This window comes from Nocardia sp. NPDC060255, assembly GCF_042727395.1.
Classification (GTDB): domain Bacteria; phylum Actinomycetota; class Actinomycetes; order Mycobacteriales; family Mycobacteriaceae; genus Nocardia.
The window spans coordinates 17,008-39,200 of record NZ_JBHXAU010000036.1 but is presented as its reverse complement, the minus strand read 5'-3'; the positions used below and the strand labels follow the sequence as shown (position 1 = coordinate 39,200).

Here is a 22,193-nt window from a genome sequence, read left to right as displayed (position 1 = left end):
TCGACGCCATGCGCCGGCTGATGCGATGCCTGGTTCCCCTTCTCGCGGTGGTCGCCGCGATCGTCCCGGCCGGTACGGCCGCCGCCGATCCCGATTCCCGCATCCTCGATGTGCGCCCGCTCGGTGGGCGGGAACTGGAGGTCGTCGTGCACTCGGCGGCCATGAACAAGCCCATCACGCTGTGGATGTCGCATCCGGGCACGGGTGCGCCCGCGCTGTATCTGCTCAACGCGGTCGACGGCGGCGAGGACGGCGGCCCGTGGACGCGGCGCACCGATGTCGCGGAGTTCTTCGCGGACAAGAACGTCAACGTGATCGTCCCGATGGGCGGGCGCGCCAGCTACTACACCGACTGGTTGCGCGACGACCCGGTGCTCGGGCGCAACCAGTGGACCACCTTCCTGACCAAGGAACTGCCGCCGCTGCTGGAAGCCAAGTTCGGCATGACGGGCCGCAATGCCATTGCGGGACTGTCGATGTCGGCCACCTCGGCGCTGAACCTCGCGACCGGCGCGCCCGGTCTCTATCAGGCGGTCGGCGCCTACAGCGGCTGCCCGCGCACCAGTGATCCGGTGGCGCAGGCGTATGTCTCGGCACAACTCGCGGTGTTCGGCGCGAACGCGTCGAACATGTGGGGCGGGCCGGAGAACCCGGCGTGGGCCGCGAACGACCCGATGGTGCAGGCCGAACGCTTGCGCGGGCTGGCGCTGTACGTTTCGTCGGGCAACGGTGCACCGGGCGAGCACGACAACATCGCGGACCGCGGTATCGACGGCAATCCGGCCCGGCTGGCGGACCGCGTGCTGGTCGGCGGCGTGATGGAGACGGTCGTCGGCGGCTGTACCCGGCCGTTCGTGGACCGGCTGCACGAGCTCGGTATCCCGGTCACCGCGAACCTGCGCCCGGCCGGCACGCACGCCTGGACCTACTGGCAGGACGACGTGCACCTGTCCTGGCCGCTGTTCGCCGCCGCGATCGGTGCCTGAGTAGCTGTCGCAGTTTGTCGGTGCCTTGGTCGACAATTCCGCTATGGCATATGACGAGGAACTGGCCGACCGTATTCGGTTTCTGATCAAACCGGGGCCCGAGCTGTCCGAGCGGAAAATGTTCGGCGGGCTGGCCTTCCTGATCGGCGGCAATATGGCGGTGGCGGCCAGCAGGCAGGGCGGCCTGCTGGTCCGGGTCGATCCGAAGGAAAACGACCAGCTGCTCGCCGTCGAATTCGTCCGGCCCATGGTGATGGCCGGTCGCGAAAGGGTCGGCTGGTTGTATGTCAGCCCCGACGCGGCCGATGACGACGCGGTGCTGCGGGAATGGGTCGACCGCGGCGTCGGCTACGCGCGGTCGCTGCCGCCGAAAAAGAAGAAGTAGGTCAGCTGCGAACCTGCCTGCGGTAGGTGACGCGGTCGAACTCGCGGCCGTACTCGTCGACGGCGGTCACGTCCATTTCGCTGGCGAAGACGCCGGGGCGGACGTCGACGCGCAGGAACGAGTAGTTGCGGAAGCGCACCCGCGACCAGGGGGCCGCCTCGTTCTGCTTGTCGCCGCCGGAGGACCACACGTAGCTGTTGGGCACCGAGGTGTCCGGTATTTCGTTGCCGCGGTAGGACTCCCGCGAGCCCGGCTGGAAGTCGTAGCGGGGCCGACCGCCGCCGCCGACCGTGTAGTAGACGGTGCCGTCGGTCTCCGGGTAGACCACGGAGTTGTCGCCCGCGACCTTCGTCGCCGCGTTGCCGCGGATCGGGTCGGTGCGTTCGAAGACGTGATTGTGCCCCTGCAGCACCAGGTCCACCTGATAGCGGTCGAACAGTGCCACCCAGGCATCACGTACCCCGCCGTCGCTGGCGTGCGCGTCGGTCGTCGAGTAGGCGCAGTGGTGGAAGAAGCAGACGAGGAAGTCGATGCCGGGGTCAGCCCGGTATGCGGCGAGCGTGCGTTCCACCCAACTCGTTTGCGCCCCACCGGAATACCCGGTGTTGGCGCGAATCTCGTAGGAGACGTCGTTGGCGTCGAGCGAGAGCACCGCGACATTGCCGTAGGTGAACGAGTACGCCGACGGACAGCCGGACGGCCCGTTGCCCGGAAGGTCCAGTCGCGCAGCGTGTCCGCCGTAGCCGAGGCTGCCGTAGGTCGCCTCCATGTCGTGGTTGCCGGTCGCGAACATCCACGGCGTCTGGGCCGCGCTTGCCTCGATGGCGCCGAAGTAGACGTCCCACACGTACGGGTTGAACTTGTCGAAGCCGTCCGGGAGTTGCGCACCGTGCGCGATGAATTGGGCGGGCTTGCCCGCGCCGGACGGATCGGCGTAGGCGATGTCGCCGGCCAGGATGTGGAAATCCGGTCTGGCCGCGGCGATTTGGCGCAGCACGTTGCTGGCGTGCGGTGCGTTCGGGTCGTTGTCGGCCTTGTAGTACTTGTCGTCGTAGTCACCCGGCGCGACACCCGATGGCTGCGCCGGTGTTTCGTCGGTGCCCTGGTCGCCCATCATGGTGAAGCGGAACGGCACGATCGCGGCCCGTGCGGTGGGCATCGCGGGGGCGGCGGCGCGGATGTCGCCGGTGAACCCGTCGGCGGTGCGCCAGCGGTAGAAATGCGGCACCCGGCCGGGCAGTCCGTCCACCGGCGCGTGCGCGTAGAACTGTTCTGCCGCAAGCACTCCGCCGTCGCTGCTCGGCAGCTGGGTCAGCAGGTTGCGCACCTCGGCCTCGACCGTCCCGCCGAGTGCGGGCGTTGGTCCGTGATCGAGGAACACCTTGGTACCCGCGGGCTGCCTGGACAACTGGGCCGCGAAGCGCAGCTGGCTGGTCGAGTCGGGCCCGAATCCGACGTGCCGCCCACCCACCGCGAGCTGTGTGACCTCGGCGTAGGCGCGCTTTCCGAACGGCGATGTGCCGACCGCCGCCACGGCTGCGGCTGCCGCGGCCCCGCGCAGGATATTGCGGCGCGTCACCGGATGTCGGCGTAAATAGCCGCGGTGCCATTCGTGCTGCTCGGCCATTGTCATGTCGGCGGAGAGCCCGCCTGGAATTCCGGTTTCCGGAATATCGCCTACGGGATTCAGCGGATTCGACGCCATAACGAACGATGCTCTACCGCTCGCGCCGACCCGGCAACTCGACACTGCGGGCCGAGTGCGAACTCTGGGTGAATTCTGCCGATCCGGACCTCCGCGGCCAGGCGACCACGGCGCACATCCGAATCCGGCTATTCAGCCACCACCAGCCCGAATTCACCTGTTCGTGCCCGTCGCCGCCCGATATGCTCCCGCGATGACGCCATTCACCCGCGCGACCGCCGTCGCGATCATGCTCGGCGCCGCCCTCGGCACGGGCGCTCCCGCCGACGCCACGCCCGGCACGGACATCACCGCCGTCACCCTCGCCCAAGCCCAGATCCCCGCCGGGCTGCTCCCGTTCGTCGCGGGCACCGACTTCGTGGTCCGCGAAATCACCATCGCCCCAGGCGGTTCCACCGGCTGGCACTACCATGACGGCCCCGTCTTCGGCATCATCCGCGCAGGCACCCTCACCCACCCCGGCCCCGACTGCGTCGCCCCCATCTACCACGCAGGCGACTTCATCTACGAACCCGAAGGCGACTGGAACGTCCACATCGGCCGCAACCTCGGCCCCGACCCCCTCATCCTCGACGTCGTCTACGCCCCACCCACCGGCAAACCCCTCTTCCAAGACGCCCCCGCCCCACCCTGCGCCTGACCTGGTCCGCAACCATATTGTGACTCGAACATATTTTCGAATCTCGAGGTATCTTCGGCGGCATGGTCGGTTCACAACATGAAGCGTTGCACCGGATCTTCCAAGACCACCCAGCGATGTTCGCGCGCGCCTTCCGCGAGTTGAACGTCCCCCTGGACGACCCAACCGAAGTAGCTTTGCTACCAACTGATCTCACCGAGATCAGACCACTCGAACGTCGGGTCGACACCCTATTACGGTTCACTACGCCGTCGGGTCGATTTCTGCTACTGGTCGAGGCCCAAGGTGAAGTCGACCCGGACAAGCCCTCGGCGTGGGCGTACTACCTGGCCCACGCCCACGCGAAGTACCGCCTTCCCGCAGTGCTGCTGGTCGTCTGCCATGACCGACGCACCGCAGACTGGGCATCCTGCCCGGCCGAGTTCGGCCCTTCCTTCTGGGCCAGCCTCACCATGCGCCCCCTAGTCCTCGGCCCAGACAATGTGCCCGTCGTGACCGATCCCGCCGTCGCAGCCGCCGACGTCCCCCTAGCCGCCCTCTCCGCAATGACGCACGCCAAAGACCCATGCATTGATGCGATACTGAAATCGCTGGCCGCCGCACTGCGAGGGATCGACGAAGAAGACGCGTACGTCTTCGCCGAACTCACTGAACTCGGCCTGGGCAATAGCCAGGCCGCCGAAACTTGGAGGCACCTGATGTCGCTCGACCCATCGTTCTTCCGCTCGGAGACCTCGCAGCGCCTGCGTGAAGAGGGGCGGACCGTCGGCTTGGCCGAGGGAGAGACCAAGGCGGTCGTTCGGAATATTCTGCGGGTCCTGGAGCGACGTGGATTCGTCGTCGACGATGAGGTGCGACACCGGATCACGTCGTGCACCGACCTTGATGTGTTGGACGGTTGGCTCGATCAGTCGGTGACGGTAACCACGGTCGCTGAGCTTTTCGAGGCCTAGTGGCGAAGATCTATGTCCACCAGTCCGTCTTGGATGAGATTTCTCGGCGAGTGCACGAGCTGCGACGAGAAGCGAAAGTGGCCCACGTAATCGGAGAATGCATTCTTGAAGTCCTGTATGTGCGAGAGGTCGAAGTCCCGCCCGACGTTCGTGCTCGCATCGTGGGACACCCGAACCCGAAGGTGGTGCTTCCATGGCTCCATCGCGCGGTGACCGCGACCACGATCTCTGATCTCTTGATCGAGGACGAGGCGTAGCCGAGCAAGCCTGCTCGCTGAAGGTCCAGGTCAGACTGGTCGGAAAAAACTTTCGGGAAATTTGGTGAGATAGGTCGAAGTGGGGGTGGCGGCTCCGACCAAGGGGTGACAGCAAGTCATACACCACGGTTAGGAGCCGTCATGTCTATCAATACTTTCTTCTGGTTCGAGAGTGCGGCTGAGGAAGCGGCCACTCTGTATACGGCGCTGGTGCCGAACTCGCGGATCATCGATGTTGCCCGGAACTCGGATGGGGTGGCGTTTGTGGTTTCGGTCGAGCTCGATGGGCAGTCGGTGACGTTGATGAATGGTGGGCCGGGGCATCCGTTGACTGATGCGGCATCGCTGCAGGTAGTGGTAGAGACGCAGGAGGATGTCGATCAGTTGTGGGATGCGCTCGTCGAGGGTGGTGAGGCCGGGCCTTGCGGGTGGCTGACTGATCGGTTCGGGCTGTCCTGGCAGGTGACCCCGTCGGTCTTGTCGACCTTGATGAGTGGTGATGACCCGGCCAAGACGATCGCGGTCGGGACGGCGTTGCGGAGTATGTCCAAGCTGGATATCAAGACTTTGCAGGATGCCTACGACAACGCGTAGCTGTGGGGTTTAGGGTCGGGTTCATGGCGGAATTCGAGGCGACGATCGAGTCCGGGGCTGGTGGCGGTGCCTACGTACCGGTGCCGGACGAGATTGTGGTTGCGCTGGGTGGAGGTGGCCGGATTCCGGTTGCGGCCGCCTTCGACGGCGTCGAGTATCGCGGCTCGATCACGGACATGGGTGCCGGACCTTGCCTCGGCATCTTGAAGGCGATCCGCACCGAGCTCGGTAAGCAGGCCGGTGATCGAGTTGTGGTCACCGTCGTGTGCGACGAGGGCGAGCGAGCCGTCGAGGTTCCGGACGACCTGGCCGACGCGCTGCGATCCGCCGGACTGCGTGCCGCGTTCGACGCGCTGTCCTATTCGCGGCGGCGTGAACATGTCACGGCGGTCATCGAGGTAAAGCGCGCGGACACGCGGGCCCGGCGGATCGCGAAGGTTATCGAGTCGCTGAGTTGATCCGCTACAGCGCGCCAGGGTCGATGTCGGCGAACGTATCGACCCAACGATGCGGCGGTCGTGGCGGATTGGGCTCGCCGGGGCGGGCCAGACCGATGGCATGCCAGCCTGCGGCGACGGCCGCGTCGACCTCGTCGGGATGATCGGACAGGAAGAGGATGCGGTCGGCGGGGACGCCGATCGCGCCTGCGATCTTCTCGTAGGACGCAGCCTCGCGTTTGCCGCCCGCGGTGGACAGATCGAAGTGGCCGCTGATCAGTGAGGCCAGCTCACCGCCGCGGGCGAACGCGAACCAATCCTGTTGGTTACGAATAGATCCCGACGAATACACGTACAGCGCGAGACCATCCGCATGCCACGCCCGCAGCGCCGGCGGCACATCGGCGAAGAACTCACCGTGCAGCGCGCCGTTGCGGAAACCTTCCGCGCAGATCAATCCCTGGGCCGCTTTGAGCGACTCCGCCTTGACGTCGGTGTCGAGCCAACCCCGCAGGATGGCAGCGACCTCGTCGGTGTCGGCCTCCGGCCGCCCGGCCTGTTCCCGAGTGGCGGCGATGATGGGAGCCGCAGCGTCCGTACGGTTTTCGGCCAACCAAGCCGGAAGCCGTTCGCGGGTATAGCCGTACAGATCCTCGCGCACCGAACTGGTCGGGCTGGTGGTTCCTTCGATGTCGACTACTACCGTCGTGATCATGAGTTGGTGAGCAGTTCGTCGAGGGTCGGGAACCCTTCGCTGATCCGGTCGCCGCTGAAATCGCCGACCCAGCCGTCTTCCTCCTCGAAGAAGCGGATGGCGATGAAGTCCGGCCGGCTGCCCATGTCGAACCAGTGCAGCGTGCCGGCAGGCACCGAGAGCAGGTCGCCGCCCTCGCAGACGACGGCGAGCACCTCGTGCCCGAGGTGCAGGTAGAAGCAGCCGCGGCCGGCGGCGAAGTAGCGAACCTCGTCCTCGGCGTGCCGGTGCTCGTTGAGGAACTTCTCCCGCGCGCCCTTGGCGATCCGCGGCCACTCCGGGTTCGCGTCGTCCGGGTGGATGCGGGCGATGTCGATGTGCTTGTAGCGGCCGGACTCGTTCAGTGCGGCGACCTGGTCGGTGTAGTGCGTGAGCAGGTCATCGGAGTCGACCGCGGCGGCGTTGTCCAGCACCGGCCAGCGACCGAAAGTGATGCCGTGCTGTGCCAATTCGGTGCCGATCACCGCGTCGTCGGTGGTCCGCACCCGCACGTCGGCCGCGTTGTCGGCGGCCATCACCTGGAGCAGGGTCATGTCAGTCCAATCTCGAGAGTCTCGTCGCGCGCACCGAAGGCCTGCCGCCGCCCGGTGCGGGCGACCAGCTCGCACAAGGCTTCCAGGCATTCGGCGCGATCGCGCGCCTGGGAAAGATTGTCCCCCCATGCGGTGATCCCGTGCCCGGAGATGAACAGGACCGGGGGCGCGGCCGGGTGCTCGGTGAGGTAGCGCTCGATATCGGCGCCGATGCGCGGCACATCCGGCCAGTTGGGGAATACCGGGATGTCGATGGCTGCGGGATCGGTGCCGCCGAGCCCCTTGATCAGCTCGTAGTCGGTGATGCGCATGAACGTGACCTCGTCGGACGTGCCGGAGCGGGTCGCCAGCGCGGTGGCATACGGCGGATGGATATGCACGACGGCCTGCGCGGCAGTGGCCCGATAGGCCGCGGTGTGAATCGTGGTCTCCGCCGAGGGTTTCCGGCTGTTGCCCGCGATCGGTGCCGAATCCGCCACCTGGACGGTCACCATATCGTGTTCGGTGAGTTCACCTTTGGACAAGCCACTGCCGGTGATCACGGCTGTCTCGCCGGTCCGCACCGAGATATTGCCGGCGGTGCCCGGCATCCACCCACGCTGATACAGCCCACGCGCGATGTCGGCAATTGCCTTGCCGGGCAGGGGATTCGCGCCGTCGACGACCAGGGCCGCCGCGCCGTGCACCACACCCAACTCCGTGACGACCGCCGTCACCAATTCGCCCGGCGTCACATCGAAGGCCGGGTTGAACACCTCGGTTCCCTCGGGAGCCGTTGCGACACCACCGAATCCGATCACCTCGGCGGCCGCCCGCTCCTCCACCACGATGTCGCGGCCGGTCGCCATGTTCGGATCGCGGGTCGATTCCGGCGCCACCACGATGAACGGAATCCCGTGATGCCGAGCAGCGAGCGCGAGTGAATACGTGCCGATCTTGTTCGCCACGTCTCCGTTCACGGTGACCCGATCCGCGCCGACCAGCACGCAGTCGACCTGCCCGGTCGCCATGGCCCACGCGGCCGCGGAATCGATGGTCAGCCGATGCGGAATGCCCGCCTCGGCGAGTTCCCAGGTGGTGAGCCGCGCACCCTGCAGCAGCGGCCGGGTCTCGTCGACCAGGACGTTCTCGATCGCACCACGATCGGACAGCACCCGCAGCGTGCCGATCGCGGTGCCGAACGCGCTCGTCGCGAGCCGTCCGGTGTTGCAGTGGGTGAGCACGCGCAGCGGCCGATCCGGGCAGAGCCGCTGCACCAGATCGGCGGCGTGGGTCGCGGCGGCCCGGTTGACCCGGCCGTCCTCGGCGAGCATGTCCAGGGTTTCGGCGAGCACGGCATCGGCGCCCTGCGCGACCTTGGCGCGCACTCGTTGCACTGCCCACGCGAGGTTCACCGCGGTCGGCCGGGCGGCCGCGATCCGGTCGGCGTCGGCCTGCGCTCGTACCTCGTCCACCACACCGTCGACGGTGTGCGCGAGGGTGGCGATGACCACACCGAACGCCCCGGCGATGCCGATGGCGGGCGCGCCCCGAATGGCCAGCGCCTGAATGGCGTCGATGACCGCATCGACCGTGCCGAGCCGCAGCTCGCGGACTTCGTGCGGCAGCCCACGCTGGTCGATGGTGACCAGCGCACCGTCATCCCAGATCAGAGAACTGTCGTCCATCAGGCGCATCCTTTATCGCGTGGAGCCGTGTTGTGCCTGGTCAACGGTATCGGACGGGGGCGGCTCTGAGAAAGTCGGTCGACCGTCCTGATCCGGCCACCGGCTGCTCGCTGATGGGGGAGCCGTGTTATCCGGCAGCGGCCTCGGCGCGCAGCTTCGCGGCCCGTTCGCGCGGGTCGTAGGTCGGCCCGACGCCCTCGATCAGCAGCAGATCGCCATCGATGTGATCGGTGCGCAGGCGGATTATCGCCTGATACGCGGGGGAGCGGTACCACGCCCGTGCCGTGCCCAGATCGGGGAATTCGATCAGCACCATACTGCCCGGCCAGTCGCCCTCCGCGATCTCGGCGGGCGGGCCGTGGATGACGAAGCGACCGTGGAACGGATCCAAGGTGTCCTGAATGCGCTCCAGGTACTCGAGGATGTCGGCGTGCGGCCTGCGGGCGCGCAGATGGGCGAAGCCAAATGCGGACATGAACTGTTCCTTTGTTCGGTGACGGCGCCGAAACGCGGCGCCGACCCGAACGTAGGCCGCTCCGTGCAACAGGACAATTACCTCGGGGGTAACCGCCGATCCGCTTACTCCGCAACGAATTCCGCTTCCCGCTCCACCGCCTCGATGGTGCCGGTCGGCACTCGGATCGGGCCGGGGGTGTAGGTGATCGCGCGCAGCGCGCCGGTGTAGCGGAAGGCACCACGGCGCTCCCGCAGGTCCCACGACACCGGCCCCCGCGCGTCCACGCCGACGGAGATGCCGGTCCACGGCGACATGCCGACCAGTTGCACCTGGTCGCGGAGTTCGGCGACCCGGGTGCCGTCGACCTCGATGTCGAAGTCCCAGCGCAGGCGCGGACGCACCGTCGCGGACACCGAGATCCGCCGGGTGCCCGGTGCGAGCGGGCCCGTCGACACCGAGTCGTACCTGCCGTAGCTGTTCACCCCGAACGTCAGCCAGCCGTCCTCGAGGTACAGCAGGTAGCCACCGAGCGGATCACCGTGTGCGACAAGGACTCCCTCCTCGCCGGGTTGATAGTTGTCCAGCTCTGCGGTAATCGTGAAGTCCCGGTAGGCGATCAGGCGTTGCGATCGGTAGCGCTCCAACGTGGGCGTGCCGGGCAGCAGCCGCAGCGGCTCGCTGAACCGGCGCTCCTCGGGCCGCCTGCGGGCCAGGTCCTGCCGGGTGAGCAGCGGGAAAACGGTGTTCGCCCAAGCGGATTCATCCCAGGCGGCAGCCAGCTCGGCGGCCTTCTCCGGGAACTGCGCCGAAAGGTCGTGCAGCTCGGTGGGATCGGCGCGCACATCGAACAGCTGCCAGTTCGGCGCGTCGACGTCGGCGCCGCGCTCGTGCAGCGACAACAACTTCCAACCGTCGCGATAGAAGCCGCGATGCCCGGTCATCTCGGAGTACTGCTCGGTGTGCCTGGTGGGTGCCTGCGGATCGCGCAACAGCTCGGCCGCGGAGATGCCATCGAACTCCTTGGCGGGCAGTCCGTTACGCACGCTCGGCCACCGCAACCCGGCCAGCTCCAGCAGCGTCGGCGCGAGGTCGGTGACGTAGGCGTATTCGTGCCGGATGCCGTTGTCGTCGCCGCTCCGCGCCAGCCCCTTCGGCCAGGACACGAGCAACGGCACCCGCACGCCGCCGGCGAAGGTCTGGCCCTTGTAGAAGCGGAACGGGGTGTTCGACGCCTGCCCCCAGCCGCGCGGATAGTGCACGCCGAGCTGCGCGGTGCCGATCAATTCCTCGTCGAGCGGCACGTCGCCGACCCAGTCCGGGTCGTCGATGTGCGCGAATTCGGCGAAGTAGGTGCGGGTTCCCTCTGGGCCGCCCTCGGCGGTGCCGCCGTTGTCGGAGGTGAACACCACGATGGTGTTGTCGAGTTCGTCGAGCTGTTCCAGGGTGTCGAGGATGCGCCCGAGGCTCTGGTCGATGCTGTCGACCATGCCCGCGTACACCTCCATGTACCTGGCGAAGCGCCGCTGCTCGTCCTCGGAGAGCGAATCCCATTCCGCCGCTTCGTAACCGGGCTCGGTGTTGCGCGGCTTCTGCTGAGTGCCCTCGGGAAACAGGCCCTGCGCCAGCTGCGCGGCGAACCTGTTCTGCCGCAGCTTGTCCCAGCCCTCGGCGTAGCGGCCACGATACTTGGCCAGATCGGCGGGCTTGGCCTGCAACGGGCCGTGCATGGCGACGTGCGCGAAGTAGAGGAAGAACGGCTTGGCCGAATCGTGCGCGCGCAGATCCTTGATGTAGGAGATCGCCTTGTCGGTCAGGTCGTCGGTCAGGTAGTAGCCCTCCGGGTACTCCTCGACGTCGACGACGGAACTGTCCGACACCAGCTGATTCGGATAGTAGAAGGAGTTCAGTCCCTCCAGTGAGCCGTAGTAGCGGTCGAAGCCGCGCTGGGTCGGCCACGAATCCCGGTGCGCCGCAGGGTTCATCGTGGCGTCGCGGACCAGATGCCACTTGCCGACCGCGTAGGTCGCGTATCCGTTGGTGCGCAGGATCTCCGGCAGCGTCAGCACATCGTCGGCGAGTTCCAGGCGCAGGCCGGGGTATCCGGGATCGGCGTTCGCGACGAAGCCGAAACCCGCACGGTGGGAGTTGATTCCGGTCAGCAGCGCGGCCCGCGATGGCGAGCACAGCGGCGTGGTGTGATAGTTCGTCAGGCGGACACCGTGCGCGGCGAGCCGATCCAAGGTCGGCGTGTCGATTTCGGAGCCGAACGGCCCGATGTCGCTGTATCCCATGTCGTCGACCAGCACCACGATGATGTTCGGCGCGTCCGCCGGTGCCGTCGGCGGGTAGGTCCACTCGGGGGTCGAATCCGCGGTGGTGCGTCCGATGGTGCCGGCGAAGGACTCGTAACCGCGTGCATGGGAGGGAACAGGCATCCTTCCAGTAAATAGTGGAATATGCCCAGGTCGCCAGCATTTCGCGCACGGTGCGCGGAACCGGTGCCCGTGCGGTCGCTACCTGTTAGCGTCACCGGCATGGACTCGAATCAGCCCTGCGCTCCCCAGGTGGAGTGCGCGCAGGACCCCTGCTGTTCGTGTTGTCCGTCGCGTGGCTGACGCCCGCCATCGCTGATTCTTTGCCCTTCTCCCGGCGCCACCGCGGCGCCGTAATCGGCCCGTGTCCCGGCCGATGTGTCTTCGAGGATTTGTCAGATGAGCTCTTCCCCCGGCGGGTTAGATCGCCGTAATTTCTTGCGTGGCACCGGCATTGCCGCGCTCGCGATCTTCGGCACCGGCGCACTCGCGGCCTGCACGTCGGCGGTGCAGGAGCAGAAGTCGGCCGGCGACAATGCCGCGCCGGTCCGCGGCGGCACCTTGAAGGTCGGCACACCCGTGGACATCGTTCCCGGAAACCTGCTGACCAACACCGGCGCGACGCCCGCCGTGATCGGACTGGTCTACGAGACGCTGACCCGCTACCCCAACGACAAGCTGGAACCCGCACCGCGACTGGCGAAGTCGTGGAATCTCGCGCCCGACGGGCTCTCGCTGGCCGTCGAACTGCGCGACGACGTCAAGTTCCACAGCGGCCGACCGTTCACCTCGAAGGACGTCGAGTTCTCGCTGCGCACCTACGCCGACCCCAAGTGGTCCGCCCAGCTGAAGAGCACGGCCGCGGCGATCACCGCCTTCGACACCAGTGCGCCGCATCGCATCGTGCTCCAATTCGCCCATCCGCTGGGCAATATCTTCGACCTGCTCGACACCGCGCCGATCCTGGACAGCGAATCCATCGAGCAGCTCGCGACCGGTGACAAGTTCGTCGGCACCGGCCCGTTCAAGCTGACCCAGCGCATCCCGAACACCCAGCTGATCTTCGAGAAGAACGAGCAGTACTGGGTGCCCGAGCGACCGTATCTGGACCGGGTCGAGGTGGCGATCATCCCGGACAGCCAGGCGCTGGTGAACTCGCTGAAGTCCGGGCAGATCGCGCTGGCGCACGACCTGAACTACCGCGACAACGAAACCCTCGCCAAGAACGGCGGATTCAAGACCATCGATTACGAGGGCGCCGAACTGCAGCTGTATGTCGGTGCGAACGTGCAGGATCCGGCCCTGGCAGACGTGCGCCTGCGTCAGGTCGTCGCGTACGCGATCGACCGTGAACGGATCATCGCCGAGGTGTTCCGTGGCTCGGGCTATCCGCTGAACCTGCCGTGGCCCAAGACCTCTCCCGCCTTCGACGGCACCCGCAATACCAAATACGCTCGCGACCTCGCCAAGGCCAAGCAGGTGCTCGCGCAGCTACCCAAGCCGCCGAAGCTGCCGCTGACCTACGAAACCAGCACGCCCTACTACGAATCGGCCGCGCAGATCGTGCAGGCGAACCTCGCGGAGATCGGCGTCGAGGTCACCCTGGATCCGATCGATTCCGCCACCTTCATCAAAAGGCTTGTCGGCGCGCAGTTCCCGGGCCTGTGGATCACCGACCACTCGTGGGCGCAGTTCGTGCCCTCAACGCTGACCGTCAGCGCCTATCCGTTCAACGCGCGCAAGAACGCCTCGCACTACGAGTCGCCCGCCTACGTGGCGGCGGCGGACGCGGCGTGGCAGGTCACGCAGGGCACCGGGCCGGAGGCGGTGCGCGCTTACCAAACCCTCAGCGAGCAGCTGCTGGACGGATTGTTCCTGATCGAGATCGGTGCCAGGTTCAAGCAGGTCGCCACCGCGAGCAAGGTGCACGGCCTGTCCTGGACCAAGCGCCGCGAGACCGTGCTCACCGACGCCTTCCTGGCCTGACTCCGATGATCCGATACCTGTTGCGGCGCTTACCTTCCGCCGTCCTGGTGCTGTTCGGCGCGTCCGTACTGATCTTCCTGCTGCTGCGGCTGGTGCCGGGCGACCCGGCGACCACCCTGGCGGGTTCGGACGCCTCCCCGCAGACGATCGCGGCGATCCGGCATCAGCTCGGGCTGGATCGATCCATTCCGGCGCAATACGTGACGTGGCTCGGTGACCTGCTCAGCTTCGATCTCGGCAGGTCCTACATCATCGGCGGGCAGATCGCCGATCTGGTCGGCCGTGGGCTGACCAACACCGTGGTGCTGACCGTGTCGGCGCTGGTACTTGCGGTGGTGGTGAGCCTCGTGGTGAGTGTGGCGTCGGTGGTGTGGCCGAGCCGCTGGCTGAATACCGTTGTCGCCGCGGCCAATACGGTCGCGATCGCACTGCCGACGTTCGTGACCAGTGTGTTGCTGGTGCTGGTGTTCGCGGTGGCGCTGCCGGTGTTGCCCGCGGGCGGCGTGCCGCCGGACGGTTTCATCGCGCGCCCGGATATCGCCGTGCAGTACCTGCTGTTGCCGTCGATCTGCCTCGCGCTGCCGGTGGCGGCGGCGCTGACCCGCTTCCTCACCGAGTCGTTGCGCACCGAACTGGGCAAGCAGTACGTGCTCACCGCTCGGTCGCTGGGTATCTCGCACTGGCAGATCGTGACTCGCGGCGCGCTGCGCAACGCACTGCCGACCATGTTGACGGCGTTGGGCATGCAGACCGGGCAGCTGCTCGGCGGTGCCGTGCTGGTGGAGGCGGCGTTCGCCTGGCCGGGCATCGGGCAGCTCATCGAGCAGGGCATCAGCCGCCGCGACTATCCCGTGGTGCAGGTGCTGTTGCTGCTGTCGGTCTCGGTGTTCGTGGCGATCCAGCTGCTCACCGATATCGCGCACGCGTACTTGGATCCGCGGATCCGGATCGGTGGCCGGTCATGACCGAACTCGCGGTCGAACCCCTTGCATTGGAAGCGATTTCCGAGCGGCCGCCACATCCGCTGCTGCGTGCCTTTCGGACCGGCCAGGGGCTGACCGGCCTGCTGCTCGTCGGTCTGATCGCTGCGGCAGGCATTTTCGCCGGAGTACTCACCTCCTACGATCCGATCGCGCAGATCCCGGGCGCGAATCTGCTCGGGCCCAGCGGTGAACACTGGCTGGGCACCGATCATCTGAACCGGGATGTGCTCGCGCGGGTGCTGCACGGCATTCGGATCGATCTGCTCATCGTGTTCCTCGCCGTCCCGCTCGGGGCGCTGATCGGTGCGCTGGCCGGACTGTTGTCGAGCATGAACGCGGTCGCGGATGTGCTGGCGCAGCGGGTGTTCGACCTGATCCTCGCCTTTCCGGCGCTCATCTTCGCGATCGCGTTGACCGCGATCACCGGGCCGGGCGCGCATGCGGTAGCCGTGGTCATCATCGCGGCGGAGATCCCCATCTTCGGCAGGCAGATCCGGACGTCGATCCTGCAGGTTCGCGAACAACCCTTCGTCGAGGCCGCCGAGGTCATCGGCGCGGGACCGTGGTGGACGCTGCGAAAGCACGTGCTGCCCAACGCCGCCGAGCCGCTGGCCGTGCAGCTGGCGCTGTCCATGTCGGTGGCGGTGTTCCTGGAGGGCGCGATGAGCTTCATCGGCATCGGCGTACGACCACCGGATCCCTCACTGGGATCGCTGATTTCGGAGTCCATCGGCAACCTGGACGCCAATCCGGCGATGGCGATCGGCCCGCTGGCCGTGGTCGCCGGGCTGACCCTCGGATTTCTGTTGATCGCCCAGGCATTGGGCCGGGCCAGGAGGATCGGATGACCGGGGACGCGCTGCTGGAGATCCAGGATCTGGTGGTGCGCTTCGGAGCGCGCACCGTCATAGCCGGAATCGGTTTCGCGGTGCGCCGTGGTGAAGTGGTCGCACTGGTCGGGGAATCGGGTTCCGGCAAGTCGCTCACCGCCCGCGCCGTCCTCGGCCTGCTGCCCGACGGAGCGCGGCCTACCGGCTCTATCCGGTTGGGCGACAACGAGATCGTCGACGCACCCGAGGCCGAACTCCGCGCTGTGCGCGGCACCCGCGCGGCCATGGTGTTCCAGGAACCACAGACCGCGCTGAACCCGGTGCAGCGGGTCGGCACGCAGATCGCGCAGGCGCTGCGGGCGCACCGGCGGATCTCGAAGTCCGAGGCACGCGCGCGTGCGGTGGAACTGCTTCGCCTGGTGGACATTCCGGAGCCGGAGCGCCGCGTCGACTGGTATCCGCACCAGCTCTCCGGCGGCCAGAAGCAGCGCGTGGTGATCGCGCTCGCGCTCTCCGGCGAACCGGACCTGCTGATCGCCGACGAGCCGACGACCGCGCTGGACGTGACGGTGCAGGCGGAGATTCTGGCGCTATTGCGCACGTTGCAGCGCACCAACGGCACCGCGATCCTGTTCATCACGCACAACCTGGGTGTGGTCGCCGAGATCGCCGACCGGGTCGTCGTGCTGCGCGCCGGACAGGTGGTCGAGCAGGGGTCGGTGTTCGACCTGTTCGCCACCCCACGCGAGGACTACACCAAGACGCTGCTGGCCGCCGTACCGCGGCTGCCGGTGGCCACGTCAGGGCCGCACCCGCAGCCCGCGGGTCAAGCTGCCCCAGCCGTGCGCCCGTCGGTCGATATCGCGCCCGCGACGGCTCAGCCGTCTATCGGCGCGGCTCCAGCCGTGCGTACGCCAGCGGATGTCGAGCAGGCAACGCCCGTGCTGCGGGTCAGCGACCTCACCGTCGTTTACCGCGGTCGCGGGGGAGCGGGCGAGTTCCGCGCGCTGCATGACGTATCGCTGACCCTCGCGGCCCGCGAAGTGGTCGGCCTGGTCGGCGAATCCGGTTCCGGCAAGAGCACTCTCGGTCGCACAGCGCTCGGCCTCGTCCCGGCGCACGCGGGACAGGTAGAGCTACAGGGGGTTTCGCTGCGCGGCCTCGCCGCGAAGGAATTGCGGGCCTTACGCAAGCACGTCGCGCTGGTGCACCAGGATGTCGCCGCGTCGCTGGATCCACGCCGTTCCATCGAGGACGCCATCGGTGAGCCACTGCTGGTGCATCGCGTCGCGTCCGGTTCGCTGGTGCGGGCGAAGGTCGGTGATCTCCTCGAATCCGTCCGGCTGCCCCGGGATTACGCGTCGCGCCGCCCCGGCGAGCTGTCCGGTGGTCAACGACAGCGGGTCGCCCTGGCCCGCGCGTTGGCGTTGGCGCCGCGCCTGCTCGTCGCGGACGAACCGACCAGCGCGCTGGATGTTTCGGTGCAGGCGCAGGTGCTGGATCTGTTCGCCGATCTGCGGGCCGAGTACGGCTTCGCCTGCCTGTTCATCAGCCACGATCTCGCGGTGGTGCATCAGGTGGCGGATCGGGTGGTGGTGCTGCGCGCCGGTTCGGTGGTCGAAACCGGTCCGGTAGCAGAGGTTTTCGCGCATCCGGCGGCGGAATACACGCGGCGGCTGCTCGACGCGGTGCCGACGCCCGATCCGGTGGTCGCACGTGGCCGCGGCGATGGTTCGTTATTGGTGGCCGCCGGCGCGTAAGGCGCATCGGAAACGACCACAACCGCAGCCGCCGGTTCCACAGTGAACCGGCGGCACGCGGTGCAGATCAGTTAGTTGTGGCCCATCCTGCGCTGGTCGTCATTGCGCCGGTCGTTGTCCGACTGGCGCTGGTTCGGCATGCGCTGGCCATCTGAATTCGCGCCTGGGCGGTTTGCGCCCTGGTTCTGGTTTTGATCCTGGCGCTGTTGCTGCTGCTGCCGATCCATCTGCCTCGGCGTTTTCTTAGGCGCGTTCTTCGACTTTTCAGCCATCTCCACTCGGTCCTTTCCGGGGATTGATATTCGCCTAACGTCACTCACGATAGCGAGCCGCGAGCAATTCCGGAAGGGAAAGTGAAAATTGCCTGTCGCATCGGCGATCCGGCAAGTTTTTCCAGGTAGAAGCGATATTGATGCGTTAAGGCTTGCGTGCTTCGATAAGAAATCGGGTCGAGTGGGCGACGAATGGGCCATGTGCTTCGATCTCGTCGTGCATAGCCAGGAGCCGGTCACGGTACCCGTCCACGGTGAAGTCGGGGACCATCCACGGCACCTTCCGCAGGAAGTACACGACCGCGCCGATATCGCCGAACTCGACGCGCAACCGTTCGTATCGGAGATCGACGATTTCGAGTCCGGCGGCGATCGCCGCGGCCCGATCGTCATCCGGATTGCGGCGTTTACGAATTTCCTCGGTTTGTGCGCCGATGAAATACTCGACGAGTTCGAAAACACTTGCCTCGCCGACATGTTGCGCTAAATACGTGCCGGACGGCCGAAGCACGCGCGCGATCTCGGACCACCACACGGTGACCGGGTGCCGACTGCTCACCAGATCAAAGGCATTGTCGCCGAACGGCAACGGCGGTTCATCCGGATCCGCGACCAACGCCACCCCCAGCGGATGCAGCAGTCGCGTCGCCTTGGCGATGTTCGGCGGCCACGACTCGGTCGCCACCATCAGCGGCGGCAGGTTCCCGGCCCCGGCGAGCACCTCACCACCACCGGTCTGAATATCTAGTGCCGCAGCGACTTTGCCCAGCCGCTCACCCAGGATCCGCTGATACCCCCACGACGGCCGCTGCTCGCTGGCCCGCCCATCGAGCCACCCGAAATCCCAGCCGGCCACGGAGACCGCACCGGCCTCCGCTACCAGATCCTCGAAGCCGCGTCGTCCCATGCCCCGATTGTTGCCGAGTGGTTGCCCTCGCGGCAACAGGTTTCCTACCTGGGCAGCGGCAGGAACTCCACCGTCGCGCCGTCGGTGGCGTCGGCGGGGACGATCACCAGGCCGTCCCGGTCGACGAGGCCGCCGAGGTGGGCGGTGCGGATGTTCGGGTCGCCGAGCCAGCCACCCTGCGGCGCGAAGCGGGCGGGGACGATACGGGCGACCGGTCCCGATATCTCGGCGGCATTGTGCAGCGGGCCGAGGAGTGGATGGCGGGTGCTGCCGCCGGTGCGGCCCTCGACGAGGGCCGGAGCCAGCGCCATCAGGGTGGCCACGGCGGCGAAGGGATTGCCCGGCAGGCCGAGAACCGTAGTGCCCGAGGCCAGTTCGGCGACGACCGTGGAGCCACCCGGCCGTAGTCGTAGTCGCCGCACCAGGACTCGTGCCTCGGTGCGGTCCACCGCGGCGCGCAGCTGATCGGCCGCGCCACTGCCCGTCGCGCCGACGATCACCAGCAGGTCGCAGTCGAGCGGCGCGGTGAGCACCTCGTCGAAGCCGTTCGGGGTGTCGCGCAGGTGCACCCGGTCGGTGGTGTGAATCCCGTACCAGGACAGCAGGTCCGGCAGGATCGGCCCGATCGAGTCGCGGGTCTGGCCGTTGTGCAGCGGACCCTCGCTGCGGATCTCGTCGCCGGTCATCACGATCCTGGCGCGGACCGGCCCGCGCACCGGCGCCGCGGTCACCTCGACACTCGCTGCCGCGGAGATCAACGCGGCGGTGACCGGGGTTCCCTGTGGCGCAACGAGATCGCCGGGGTGCCGGTCCTCGCCACGACGTCGGACGTCGTCCCTGATCGGGGTGTCCGGTAGTCGATGCAGGCGGTCATCCGGTGCCGCCCGGACGAATTCGTCGCGCACCACACCGGTGGTGCCGTCCGGCACGTGCGCGCCGGTGGCGATGCGCACCGCCTCGCCGGGCAGCAGCCCGACGGGGCGCTGACCGCCCGCGAACCCGATATCGCGGCGCAACCGCCACGGTCCCTCGCCCGCCACCGCGTATCCGTCCATCGCGGAGACGTCGAAGCGGGGTAGCGGCCCGACGGCCGCCAAGGGGGCCGCGAGCGCCGCGCCGCGCACCGAGCGCAGGTCGGCTTCGTAGCTGACCAGCCGGGAAAGGTTGTCGCGCAGGATATTCCGCGCCTCATCCAGGGCGAGCGCGGGTGTGGCGACCGCGGCGCGGGCCTGCCGCACCTCCTCGTCGGTATCGCAGTCGGCGACTCCGGGTAGCGCGATGATCGCCGAATCGGCGGGAATCAGCGCCTTCATCGGCTGATTGATCAGCGAAGCCAACCCGTCGAGCGCCGCCGCCAGCGCGGTCCGCCGCCACACCCCGATCAGATACTGCGGCCGCCCGGACTCGTCCGCCGCGAACACCGCGTCGGCCCCGGATTCGCAGGTATATCTGATCAACTCGGTGATCGACCGGGCGGACAGGAACGGCAGATCGGCCGCGAGCACCACCACCAGCGGCGCCGCCGAGCCGAGCGAACGCAACCCGGCACCGATCGCCGCCACCGGCCCGGACCCCGGCGGCACCTCCCGCGTCTGGTTGATCTCCGGCGGCAGCTCGGGCCGGTGCGGTCCGACCACGACCGTGTGCGTGCACGCGGCGACGGCGGCCAGCGCGGCGTCGAGCATGGACCGGCCACCGATGACGATCGCCGGTTTGTCGACACCGCCCATCCGGCTGGCCCGGCCACCCGCGAGCACGATCGCGTCGGCAGCGGTCACCGAGCGCGGCTTCGAGCTAGGTACACCATGGCGGACATGCTAATTCGTCGCCGCCGCGCGGCCGGGAGGCGGCTGCCTACACGGTCGAGCAGTCGCGCACGGGCCGGAGCAGGCCGAACTCGTTGGTCTCCGGATCGGCGAGGGTGCGGCTCGGCGCGGTCGATGGATGCGCACCGTCGATCTGGGTGGCACCGGCGGCGCGCAGCCGCGCCACCTCGACGTCCTGATCATCGAACGAGGCCAGATTCAGCCGCAGCAGGTTGCGGCCGGACTTCGCCTCGGGCGTGCGCACGAACTCCAGCCACGAGCCGAGCCCGGTCGCCGACCGCAGCCCGGCGACCTGCTCGCCGCCGTGCGCGACCGGCCAGCCTGCGGCGGTGGCCCAGAATTCGGCCAGTCGCAGCGGATCCCGGGTGTCCAGCACGATCGCCGCGACGGCGCCGGTGTCCACATATTCCTCGCGCGGTTCGAGCACGCAGAATTCGTTGCCCTCGGGATCGGCGAGCACCACCCACGGCACCGCGCCCTGGCCGATGTCGACGCGACGGGCGCCCAGCGACAGCGCGCGATCCACCTGCAGGCGCTGATGGTCGATCGAACGGCTGGCCAGGTCCAGATGAATACGGTTCTTGCCGTGCTTGGCCCGGGCGACGGGCAGGAAGGTCAGTGCCAGGTCGGCACCGTCGGGATCGGGGGCCGCTACGTCTACTTGTTCCGGACGGTCGATGGTCACGCCCCAACCGAGCAACTCGGCCCAGAAGTCCGCGATGAACCGCGGGCGGTCTGCATCGAACACGACACACGCCAGGCGGGTGGACATGAGGCAACGGTAGCCGTCGCGCGGCTCGTCCCGTGCCCGTTTACGGAAACGGAAAACGCGCCGCCCGCAGGTTCACTCGGCCCTCGCGGATCGGCACGCCCTCGGTCGCGAGCAGCCGCAGCTGCCGGTCCGCCAGATGTGCCGCGGGCTTGCCGCCCGCGCCGATCACCCGATGCCACGGCAGGTCGGCGGCGTCGGTGCGCATGATCCAGCCGACCGTGCGCGGCGTGGACAGCCCGGCGGCCGCGGCGATGTCGCCGTAGGTCGCCACCCGGCCGGGCGGGATCGAGGCGACCAGGGCTCGAACCCGCTCGACCTGGTCGTCGGTGGTGGCCATCGCTCAGAGCACCGAGCGGATCAGCGCGGCCGTCTCGGCGGGCATAGCCTGCGGGATCATGTGGTCGCTGTCCCACTCGTGCACGGTGAGGCGGTCGCCGAGATGCGCGGTGAGCGCGGCCAGGAACGCCGGTGTGACGAACGGCGGCTGTACCTTCAGCGCCTGTACCAGCACCGTCGGCACGTCCTGCGGCGGCAACACGAAGGGGCGGGCCAGCTGGCCCCAGTACGACGTGATCGCGGGAAGGCTCATCCGCCAGGCGAAGCGGCCCTGCGGCGTGGGCACCAGATGTTCGGCGAGCTCGGCCGCCAGGACGTCCGGTGCCACATCCGCCCAGGCGGAGGCGAGTTTGTCTTCGCGAGCCCTGGCCACCGATACGTAGTCGGGCTCGGCCAGCAGCGATTCGGCGATGTCGCCGACCAGATCCGGCTCGAGCGCGATGGCCGGATCCAGCAGGACGAGCTGACGGACCAGGTCCGGGCGGCGGCGCGCGAGATACAACGCACTCGCGCCGCCGAACGAGTGCCCGACCACAGTCACCGGGTCCGCGGTCTCCGCGACGAGCAACTCGACCAGGTCATCGACCACGGCCTCGAAGGTCCACGGCGGCAGCGCGCTCGACCGTCCGTGTCCGCGCAGGTCAGGCGCGATGATCCGGACGTCGGGGAGATGGTTGGCGGCCAAGTGTTCCCAGCGTTTGCCATGGCCGGTCACCCCGTGCAGGGCCAGCACGGCCGGTCCGGTCGCCGGGCCGAATCGATAGACATTCAGAGCAGACACCGGTCCATTCTGACCGGTGCCGCGAAGACTCGTTGGGCGAGTCGCGCGAGGGGGCCGTCG

Annotated in this window: 22 protein-coding genes; 10 read left to right on the top strand and 12 right to left on the bottom strand. The window is 67.8% G+C overall.

Annotated elements, in window-relative coordinates:
- The first annotated feature begins 8 nt into the window (after positions 1–8).
- On the top strand, positions 9–986 hold the full coding sequence (locus ACFWF1_RS40155) for an alpha/beta hydrolase (RefSeq protein ID WP_379285542.1): 978 nt from the start codon (positions 9–11) through the stop codon (positions 984–986).
- Between the two features lie 43 nt (positions 987–1,029).
- Positions 1,030–1,371, top strand: a complete 342-nt coding sequence (locus ACFWF1_RS40150; RefSeq protein ID WP_379285540.1) for a TfoX/Sxy family protein — start codon at positions 1,030–1,032, stop codon at positions 1,369–1,371.
- Position 1,372: 1 nt separating this feature from the next.
- Here ACFWF1_RS40150 and ACFWF1_RS40145 read toward each other — a convergent pair whose 3' ends face one another.
- Entirely contained in the window at positions 1,373–3,076 is a 1,704-nt protein-coding gene (locus tag ACFWF1_RS40145; RefSeq protein WP_379285539.1) for a metallophosphoesterase, read from the bottom strand.
- A 193-nt stretch (positions 3,077–3,269) separates the two neighbouring features.
- On the opposite strand from ACFWF1_RS40145, the gene ACFWF1_RS40140 reads away from it, so the two are divergent.
- The 4 genes from ACFWF1_RS40140 to ACFWF1_RS40125 all read left to right on the top strand — a co-directional run bounded on the left by ACFWF1_RS40140 (position 3,270) and on the right by ACFWF1_RS40125 (position 5,978).
- A complete protein-coding gene (locus ACFWF1_RS40140) occupies positions 3,270–3,716 on the top strand; it encodes a cupin domain-containing protein (RefSeq protein ID WP_379285537.1) in 447 nt (148 codons plus the stop codon).
- Between the two features lie 62 nt (positions 3,717–3,778).
- Entirely contained in the window at positions 3,779–4,669 is an 891-nt protein-coding gene (locus ACFWF1_RS40135) for a hypothetical protein (RefSeq protein WP_379285536.1), read from the top strand.
- Positions 4,670–5,067: 398 nt separating this feature from the next.
- On the top strand, positions 5,068–5,520 hold the full coding sequence (locus ACFWF1_RS40130) for a VOC family protein (protein WP_379285534.1): 453 nt from the start codon (positions 5,068–5,070) through the stop codon (positions 5,518–5,520).
- 23 nt (positions 5,521–5,543) lie between these two features.
- Complete coding sequence (locus tag ACFWF1_RS40125) at positions 5,544–5,978, top strand: YdeI/OmpD-associated family protein (protein ID WP_379285532.1); 435 nt, start codon at positions 5,544–5,546, stop codon at positions 5,976–5,978.
- A gap of 4 nt (positions 5,979–5,982) precedes the next feature.
- Here the strand turns inward: ACFWF1_RS40125 and mtnC are convergent, their stop codons facing one another.
- The 5 genes from mtnC to ACFWF1_RS40100 all read right to left on the bottom strand — a co-directional run bounded on the left by mtnC (position 5,983) and on the right by ACFWF1_RS40100 (position 11,803).
- Positions 5,983–6,672, bottom strand: coding sequence for an acireductone synthase (gene mtnC, locus ACFWF1_RS40120; RefSeq protein WP_379285530.1), 690 nt, complete (start codon positions 6,670–6,672; stop codon positions 5,983–5,985).
- The gene (locus ACFWF1_RS40115) at positions 6,669–7,244 is read right to left on the bottom strand and encodes an acireductone dioxygenase (RefSeq protein ID WP_379285529.1); all 576 of its coding nucleotides are present in this window, start codon (positions 7,242–7,244) and stop codon (positions 6,669–6,671) included. The genes mtnC and ACFWF1_RS40115 overlap by 4 nt, the downstream gene beginning before the upstream one ends.
- The gene (gene mtnA, locus ACFWF1_RS40110) at positions 7,241–8,911 is read right to left on the bottom strand and encodes an S-methyl-5-thioribose-1-phosphate isomerase (protein WP_379285528.1); all 1,671 of its coding nucleotides are present in this window, start codon (positions 8,909–8,911) and stop codon (positions 7,241–7,243) included. Before mtnA ends, ACFWF1_RS40115 begins: the two co-directional genes overlap by 4 nt.
- 127 nt (positions 8,912–9,038) lie before the next feature.
- On the bottom strand, positions 9,039–9,386 hold the full coding sequence (locus tag ACFWF1_RS40105) for a DUF1330 domain-containing protein (RefSeq protein ID WP_379285526.1): 348 nt from the start codon (positions 9,384–9,386) through the stop codon (positions 9,039–9,041).
- Positions 9,387–9,490: 104 nt separating this feature from the next.
- Positions 9,491–11,803 carry an arylsulfatase gene (locus ACFWF1_RS40100; RefSeq protein ID WP_379285524.1) on the bottom strand — a complete coding sequence of 771 codons (2,313 nt, stop codon included), beginning with the start codon at positions 11,801–11,803 and terminating at the stop codon, positions 9,491–9,493.
- Between the two features lie 276 nt (positions 11,804–12,079).
- Between ACFWF1_RS40100 and ACFWF1_RS40095 the strand changes: the two genes are divergently transcribed.
- Genes ACFWF1_RS40095 through ACFWF1_RS40080 form a run of 4 tightly spaced genes read left to right on the top strand, consistent with a single transcriptional unit; the run spans position 12,080 to position 17,239 of the window.
- The gene (locus ACFWF1_RS40095; RefSeq protein ID WP_379285522.1) at positions 12,080–13,666 is read left to right on the top strand and encodes an ABC transporter substrate-binding protein; all 1,587 of its coding nucleotides are present in this window, start codon (positions 12,080–12,082) and stop codon (positions 13,664–13,666) included.
- A gap of 5 nt (positions 13,667–13,671) precedes the next feature.
- Positions 13,672–14,631 (top strand): ABC transporter permease, encoded by a 960-nt coding sequence (locus ACFWF1_RS40090; protein ID WP_379285520.1) that lies wholly within the window; start codon positions 13,672–13,674, stop codon positions 14,629–14,631.
- Positions 14,628–15,497: an ABC transporter permease gene (locus ACFWF1_RS40085; protein ID WP_379285518.1), complete on the top strand. Its 870-nt coding sequence runs from the start codon at positions 14,628–14,630 to the stop codon at positions 15,495–15,497. Before ACFWF1_RS40090 ends, ACFWF1_RS40085 begins: the two co-directional genes overlap by 4 nt.
- Entirely contained in the window at positions 15,494–17,239 is a 1,746-nt protein-coding gene (locus ACFWF1_RS40080) for a dipeptide ABC transporter ATP-binding protein (RefSeq protein ID WP_379285516.1), read from the top strand. The genes ACFWF1_RS40085 and ACFWF1_RS40080 overlap by 4 nt, the downstream gene beginning before the upstream one ends.
- A gap of 71 nt (positions 17,240–17,310) precedes the next feature.
- Here the strand turns inward: ACFWF1_RS40080 and ACFWF1_RS40075 are convergent, their stop codons facing one another.
- From ACFWF1_RS40075 to ACFWF1_RS40050, 6 genes are all read right to left on the bottom strand, one after another.
- Entirely contained in the window at positions 17,311–17,511 is a 201-nt protein-coding gene (locus tag ACFWF1_RS40075; RefSeq protein WP_379285514.1) for a hypothetical protein, read from the bottom strand.
- Positions 17,512–17,656: 145 nt separating this feature from the next.
- A complete protein-coding gene (locus ACFWF1_RS40070; protein WP_379285512.1) occupies positions 17,657–18,418 on the bottom strand; it encodes a methyltransferase domain-containing protein in 762 nt (253 codons plus the stop codon).
- A gap of 44 nt (positions 18,419–18,462) precedes the next feature.
- On the bottom strand, positions 18,463–20,196 hold the full coding sequence (locus ACFWF1_RS40065) for an NTP transferase domain-containing protein (RefSeq protein ID WP_379285510.1): 1,734 nt from the start codon (positions 20,194–20,196) through the stop codon (positions 18,463–18,465).
- A 76-nt stretch (positions 20,197–20,272) separates the two neighbouring features.
- Entirely contained in the window at positions 20,273–21,016 is a 744-nt protein-coding gene (locus tag ACFWF1_RS40060) for a VOC family protein (protein ID WP_379285508.1), read from the bottom strand.
- A 40-nt stretch (positions 21,017–21,056) separates the two neighbouring features.
- Positions 21,057–21,353 (bottom strand): MGMT family protein, encoded by a 297-nt coding sequence (locus ACFWF1_RS40055; RefSeq protein ID WP_357380677.1) that lies wholly within the window; start codon positions 21,351–21,353, stop codon positions 21,057–21,059.
- A 3-nt stretch (positions 21,354–21,356) separates the two neighbouring features.
- Complete coding sequence (locus ACFWF1_RS40050; protein ID WP_379285506.1) at positions 21,357–22,133, bottom strand: alpha/beta fold hydrolase; 777 nt, start codon at positions 22,131–22,133, stop codon at positions 21,357–21,359.
- Between the last annotated feature and the right edge of the window lie 60 nt (positions 22,134–22,193).